The sequence below is a fragment of the Psittacicella hinzii genome, assembly GCF_003585885.1.
In the GTDB taxonomy this organism is placed as follows: domain Bacteria; phylum Pseudomonadota; class Gammaproteobacteria; order Enterobacterales; family Psittacicellaceae; genus Psittacicella.
The window spans coordinates 1-7,359 of the sequence record NZ_NRHC01000114.1 but is presented as its reverse complement, the minus strand read 5'-3'; the positions used below and the strand labels follow the sequence as shown (position 1 = coordinate 7,359).

4 protein-coding genes are annotated in these 7,359 nt (G+C 36.9%); all 4 read left to right on the top strand.

Going from position 1 to position 7,359, the window contains the following annotated elements:
- The first annotated feature begins 750 nt into the window (after positions 1–750).
- The 4 genes from CKF54_RS07235 to CKF54_RS07220 all read left to right on the top strand — a co-directional run bounded on the left by CKF54_RS07235 (position 751) and on the right by CKF54_RS07220 (position 6,979).
- Positions 751–1,122, top strand: a complete 372-nt coding sequence (locus tag CKF54_RS07235; protein ID WP_119525684.1) for a DUF805 domain-containing protein — start codon at positions 751–753, stop codon at positions 1,120–1,122.
- Between the two features lie 175 nt (positions 1,123–1,297).
- Positions 1,298–1,834 carry a DUF805 domain-containing protein gene (locus tag CKF54_RS07230; protein ID WP_119525683.1) on the top strand — a complete coding sequence of 179 codons (537 nt, stop codon included), beginning with the start codon at positions 1,298–1,300 and terminating at the stop codon, positions 1,832–1,834.
- 904 nt (positions 1,835–2,738) lie between these two features.
- Entirely contained in the window at positions 2,739–3,746 is a 1,008-nt protein-coding gene (locus CKF54_RS07225; RefSeq protein ID WP_119525682.1) for a DNA cytosine methyltransferase, read from the top strand.
- Between the two features lie 320 nt (positions 3,747–4,066).
- Positions 4,067–6,979, top strand: a complete 2,913-nt coding sequence (locus CKF54_RS07220) for an N-6 DNA methylase (RefSeq protein ID WP_119525681.1) — start codon at positions 4,067–4,069, stop codon at positions 6,977–6,979.
- The last annotated feature ends 380 nt before the right edge of the window (positions 6,980–7,359 follow it).

Below are 7,359 nucleotides of genomic sequence, written 5' to 3'. Positions count from 1 at the left end.
ATTTTTTACATTCTCCGTTACTTAAAAATAACTAGTGTAGAATGTACAAATAACCAAGTTCTGCACATATATTTCTTACTATACTATCAGTTAAATCAGCCCTCTTTCTAAATTAAAGGATCCTCACTTAAAGGATCTTAGCTTAAGAGCTCTAAGCCCTCATATACAACAGCACCAGAGTTTATTTTACTGTCAAATATTACCTAATTTTCCTCAAGCTTACAGAGGCACAACTAGAGCTATAACTCAATCTTCTGCAAATCCTTACTAGCTTACTCAACTTATCTCCCCAAGCCACTTGGCAAGATTACACGGATTTATCTAATTTCATCTTAATAAAATTAAGAATTTATATCATTTTTCTTTAGAAAATAGTCTAATTTCAGGCTATAATTATAGTTAATCTTTGACAAAATCAAATAAATCAAATTTTACCTAATTAACTTAAGATTAACCGGTCTTCTTCTATAATGGCAGGAAGCAAATAATTTAGGTTAGTTCACATATATCCATATCCCAAGTTCGGATATGCGAATGTAGAAACTTTACAAGTTCTAGAAGTTTACGTAAGTACTCTACAAGTTATTAGTATGTACTTAGTACTTATGTACAGTACTTTTGCTGTCAAGCAATTCTCAAGACACACAACTTCATTAACTTTCTTTATTAACAATTTTTGCAATAACTAGCTTAACTGCAAAATCATTTTATTTATCTCTTACTTCTTTATCCCTTTTTCTTGGAGGAAAAATGGCGCGCGCCTCTTTTAACGATATCGTTATTAAGCACATCCAAAACATGTTTAACTACAAAGCATATGAGAAACGTCGCGAGTTTAACCTGTTCTTCTTATTCATGTTCATCGTGACTTTATGTTTAGCTCTTCTTGCAGCTACTATTCCAGGTTTTGAACTAATTCTCAATGCAATTAATATTTTCTTTCTTCTAGTTTTCTTAGCAGCAACAGCTCGCCGTTTACGTGACGCTGGTTTACACCCTGCTTTTACTATTTTAGCTATTGTGCCAATTGCTAACTTTGTCTTACTAATTATGTGTATGGCAATGCAAACAAAAGAGTTAAATAACCCACACCGTACTTTTCCAATCTTCCCTGACTATTAAGCATAACTTTCTGGACACTTTAAAAAAGTTATGTCATTAGTACAATAGTTAGGTTTATTTAAGGTAGTTAGGTTATACTAAGCTTTATAAAAATTTTTTCACGCAAATTTCTTATAAAAATTGAGACCTATATTACATATTAAGTAGGTGTATTTCAGTTTAAAGGAACTTCTTTATGAGCTCTAAAAAAACTGGCATAGAAAAACCTAGTCTTGGTACCCTTTTTAAAGACGTTTTTCTGCAAGCACTTAATTTTGAAGGTTATGAGCGTCGCAGAGAATATAATTTAAAAATTATCATCTCCTGGGGTTTAACCATAATATGGTTAATCTCTGCTTATATCCTAGGTTACTTTTTACTCCCCTTTGTTGAGGCTGGTCAGGCTATTTCAACAACCATGGCTCTTAGTTTTTTCAATGTAGTTTTTGCTTTAATATGGTTAGCATATTTATTTAGTAATGCGGCTCTAATGGTAAGACGTCTACATGATTCAGGGCTAAGTGGACTGTACATTTTTACTTTTATTATCCCATTAGTGGGAATTTTCTTATTGTTCTATCTCTGTTTCCGTCCATCACAAAAAGAAAATAACCGATACAAAACTAAGCCAGCGTATGCTTACTACGAAGATGAAGATCGCGAATGGTTTAAGCATGCTTATGGACAAAGTACAATCTACAGTTTCCACGGGGAACACCACAAACGTAAGTAACTTCCACAAGTTAATTGCAACTTAGTCAATTTAAAGAACCAACAAATATAAACATCATACAAACAAAGCAGCGTCTGCAAGGTAAAGTTACTTAACCACAATACTAAACCACCTTAACAGTATCTCTAAAACTTTACCTCTGACGCTTTTGTTGGTACTCATCTTTTAAATAACATCGTTAAATAATAATTAGTTAACTAATATAATTAAGCAATAGAACAAGTTAACCAATATATTTAACAGAGTTAATTCAAGAAACATTAGTTTTATACAGGTTTCGTCTTAACGCATCTTAAGGTAAATACACAAATTTATCTTGGGATGTGTATATTCTGGTAGAAGTAGTAGGAGAACCCCTACTACTTTTTTTTATGCTCTACAAAACCCAAAAGCTGCAAACTAGCACTAAGCATTACTAAGCATTGCAAGACGTTAAAGCTCTAAGGCTCTAAGGCTCTAAGGCTCTAAGGCTCTAAGGCTCTAAGGTACTAACTTGTATACTCACCCAAGCGTGTCTCTTTCAAACGAGGGGATAGAAATCATTATTTTCCAGTAAGCTTGAGGAAATTCTCATGCAAGTTTTCGGTATAATATGACTTAACTAACTTTTTACAAATGCTCTTCTAACAACTAGAAGAGAAACGAAACTAACTCAACTAGAAGAGCTACTCAACTAGAAGAGCAACTACACAACTAAACTAGAACGACAGCTAAACTAGAAGGACAAAAATTTATGGATGCTTCCCCTCTAAACTCAATAAGATTATTTACACTCTCCAACTTCTCTCAATCCTTATCTTTCTCTGCTAGACATTGGCAGCTCTTCTCCACTACACACGTGACGAGAAATATTGATGAACAATATTTATTGTTGAGAAATTATTAAGAGGTAAGGATCATAAGGATGAAGTTAATTAGTTTATTCGCAGGAGCAGGAGGTTTAGATCTCGGCTTTGAAAAAGCTGGATTTGAAATCATTGCTGCTAATGAGTACGATAAAAGCATTTGGCAAACATACGAGAGCAACCATAAAGCTCACTTAGTCAAAGGTGACATTAGTCAGATTCCCTCTGACATGTTCCCGGATTGTGATGGTATTATTGGCGGACCTCCATGCCAATCTTGGAGTGAAGCTGGTACTCTCAAAGGTATAAACGATCCAAGAGGTCAACTGTTTTACCAATATATACGTATCTTGCAAGACAAAAAACCTAAGTTCTTTCTTGCGGAAAATGTCAAAGGTATGCTTGCTAAAACTCACCATAGCGCTGTAGAGAACATAGTTGCGCAATTTGCCCAAGCTGGTTACGATGTCTTTATTCACGTACTTAATGCCCATGACTATGGAGTACCTCAAGACCGCAAACGAGTTTTCTATGTTGGTTTTAGAAAAGACTTACAGGTAGATTTCTCTATACCTCCAGAGCCCTTAGCTTACAAACTAACTTTTAAAGATGCGATCTTTGATTTAAAAGATAGCGCTATTCCTGCATTAAAGAAAAATAAAACCAACGGGGAGCTGTGTACAATTCCTAATCACGAATACTACATCGGCGATTTCTCGCCTATGTTCATGAGCCGTAATCGTGTACGCCAATGGCATGAACCTGCTTTTACTGTGCAGGCTTCTGGGAGACAGTGTCAACTGCATCCACAAGCTCCTCTTATGCAAAAAGCAAGCAAAGATAAATTTATCTTTGCGCCGAGTAAAGAACACTTATACCGTCGTTTAACGGTACGTGAATGTGCACGTATTCAAGGATTTCCAGATACCTTTAAGTTCTTTTACCACAACTTAAACGACGGCTATAAAATGATAGGTAATGCTGTACCTGTTAACCTTGCTTATGTAATGGCTAAGTCTATCTTACAAGCTATGTCTCAAGCTTGCAAAACTACAACTGAAGCTTAAACCTCAACCTAGATAGAGGCTGAACCTAAGTTCAAACTGAAGCTTAAACCTCAACTTGGATAGAGGCAGAAATGAAGTTCGAACTGAAGCCTAAACTTCATTATTAGCTGTAGCTAAAACTTCAAGCTCAACTTAAGCTTCAACTTAAGCCTCAACAGAAACCAGAGATACAACCTAAACACAAGCTAAGAGTAAACCAAACTCAAACCAAGCACAGTCCCAACAACAAAGCTAACTACAGTTTAGCTCAAAGCAAAGCTAACCACAACTTAGCAAAACGCTTTAACAAATTTACTTAACTTCGCAGTTCACTTAACAAAATGACAAGCAATACAACCAAATCTATCGAACCCTTAATTGCCGAGCTCGGCAATAGCTGGCTAAAAAAGTATGGCATCGACTATAAGCTCGAAGGTGATGATCTAAATTTAGAGATTAGACGTGCATTCGAAGAATATTTCTCGAAAAGCGGAAAAATGGGGGGGGGTAACCGCCCTGACAGTAAGTTCCTACTGCAAGATCCTCACAGCGGTAAATACTATCCTGTAGTCGTTGAATACAAAGGTCACAAAGACAAACTAATCAAACTTGATGAACATGGTAATATTGATAACCAAGAAACCAAAGGTTCTATTTCCAAAAACATCAGTCAGTATGCTGTAAATGGTGCAGTACATTACGCTAATGCAATTTTACACTACACTAGCTATACCGACATAATTGCTATTGGTATGACAGGTTACCGCGACCTTGCTGGTAATGTCCATCACGAAATTGGTGTTTACTTAGTTAACAAAAGTAACTATGGCGTTGGCAAAAAGATTAGTGAGTACACTGACTTCTCTTTCCTAGCAACCCCAAATCGTCCAGAGTTCTTCCACAAGATCTCACAACTCAAACTTACTCCTGAAGAACTTGAGAAAGCTCGCCAAAACCGCGAGAAAGCCATTGATAAAAGTCTTATCAAACTAAACAATGACATTTACAACAATGAGCAAGGCATTGGGGAAAATGATCGTGTTTACCTAGTGGCTGCAACTATTATGGCAACTCTCGGAGTTGAAGGTAAAGTTAGCCCTCTAAGCAAAGATGAACTCATTTCTTCAAGTGAGCACGGTAATCGTGATGGTGATATTATCTTACGTAAGATCAAAGCTTTCTTACAAGCAAGACAGTTACCTGAAAGTAAAAAGGATCTAATCCTCCGTACTCTCTCGAATCTCCTTGAGAATGACAACCTCAACAAGGTTAGCAATAATGAAACGCAAATTAAGCGTATCTTTAGTAAAGTTGTTGATGAGTTAGGGATCCACTACCGCATGGGAATCTCAACCGACTTTACGGGTAAACTATTTAATGAAATGTACTCTTGGTTAGGTTTTAGTCAAGACAAGCTCAACGATGTAGTTTTAACACCATCATATGTTGCGACTTTGCTGGTTAAACTAGCACGTGTTAACCGTGATAGTTACGTTTGGGACTTTGCGACAGGTTCAGCGGGGTTATTAGTAGCTGCGATGAATGAAATGCTCAACGATGCACGTAGCAATATCCACTCACCTGAAGAACTTCGCCTTAAAGAAGCTAAGATCAAAGCAGAGCAACTTCTTGGACTTGAACTCCTCTCCAATGTTTACATGCTCGCAGTGCTGAACATGATCCTCATGGGAGATGGTTCAACTAACATTATCAACGCTGACTCAATTAAAGACTTTGACGGAAAATATGGCTACGGACGTACCGAACAAGACTTCCCTGCTGATGCCTTTATTTTAAATCCACCTTACTCTGCTACTGGCAACGGTATGATCTTTGTTAAAAAAGCTCTGGATATGATGCAGGGAGGCTATGCTGCCATTATTATCCAAAGTACTGCAGGAAGTGGTAAAGCTGCCGAAATCAACCGTGATCTCTTACAACGTCATAGCCTAATCGCTAGTATCAAAATGCCAAACGACCTCTTTAGAGGTAAGTCAATGGTACAAACTCATATCTATGTTTTTAAAGTAAAACAGAAACATGATGCTAAGCAAATTGTTAAGTTTATTGACTTTAGTGAAGACGGCTATACTAGAACTGCACGTAAGAAATCAAGTGTTAATCTCCGTGATACCAACCACGCCAAAGAGCGTTATGCTGAACTAGTAGAACTTGTTCACTATGGTCGTAAGTATCTCCACTTTATTGACGAGAGTTGTTATTACGAAAACACCATTGATCCAAACAACGGAGAAGACTGGAACCAGGCTGCTCCAAAAGAAGAAAAAGCAAATTTTGCGCAATTCCAAAAGACAATAGGGAATTATTACTCTTGGCAGGCAAGTAGATTGTTAGAAGAGCAAAATAATCTTGGTAATCTAGATAGCAATAGATTTACTGACAATAACTTAGATAGTAGCTTCCACTCATCAAGTGCTAATCAGCTTAACCAAAGTAGCCAGTTTAACCAAAGTAACCAGCTTAACCAAGAGCAAAGCTTTACAACCTTTTCGACAAATAGTCCACAGGTTGCGGGCAGTTCACAAGCAACTAGTAGATTACAATTAGAAAGCAATGCACAAGCAACCACTAGCTTACAGTTAGAAAACACGCAACAGAACCTGTCACCGCTTGCTATCCTCAAGCAACTGCAAGAGGAAAAAGTACAAGGTGAACAAAAACTACAGGCAATGCTCGAAGGTGTGCAATGGCGTGGCTTTACGGTTAAGCAACTGTTTGATGTAAAAGGCTCGCGAGCTATCTTTAACGCTAATGCAGTAACTATCCATGAACAAAAAGTTCCTGCAAGCTATCCGTACGTAGTACGTCAAGAAGGAAATAACGGTATCAAAGGTTACATAGTTGAAGATGAACAGTACCTTAACCCAGGTAACACCTTATCTTTTGCTAATGACACTTTCTTGGTTTTCTACCAAAAGCAACCTTACTTTACTGGTAATCGTATTGTTGTTCTGCACCCTACTTTTGTAGAGGCAAACGAAAATACCTTGAAGTTTATTGCTACCGAGATCCAACATGAAATCGACGGGTTAACTTGGGGTACATCTTTCCCGCGTGATAAACTCCTGAACATGGTAATTAAGTTACCAGTTACTTCACAAGGAACGATAGATTACGCCTTTATGGAAAAGTATATTGAGGAAGTTAAACTCAACCAACTCAAAGAACTTAAAGGCAAATACCTTGCAGAGTTGCAAGCATTTATGGCTGTTACTGGGATTTCGAGTTACTAACTTGTAGACACGACAACAAGGCCAACAAAGTAGTAAACATAGTTGTGACTACAGTAGCAAACAAAGTTGTGAAGAAGATTGTGACTTAGATCACAAATTAATAAAAAAGTCACATGAAAACAATAATTTGCTGATAAAATTAAAGGTATAATGTTGTATTTTATAGTCAAGTATGACTTAAATATGGCTTAAAGTTTCATATATCTTAGGGTATGAACTTAGGAGGTTCATACCCTTTTTTGTGTTCTCTGGAAATGTTTTTGCTGAAAAAGTTCTAGTAAGCATTTTATAGGGATTCCCGAAATTGATCATTTTCTCCTAAATAAATTACTAAATAACATTAGGTTACGTCGATTTCTAGCAGGGCAGACTGCCCTTCT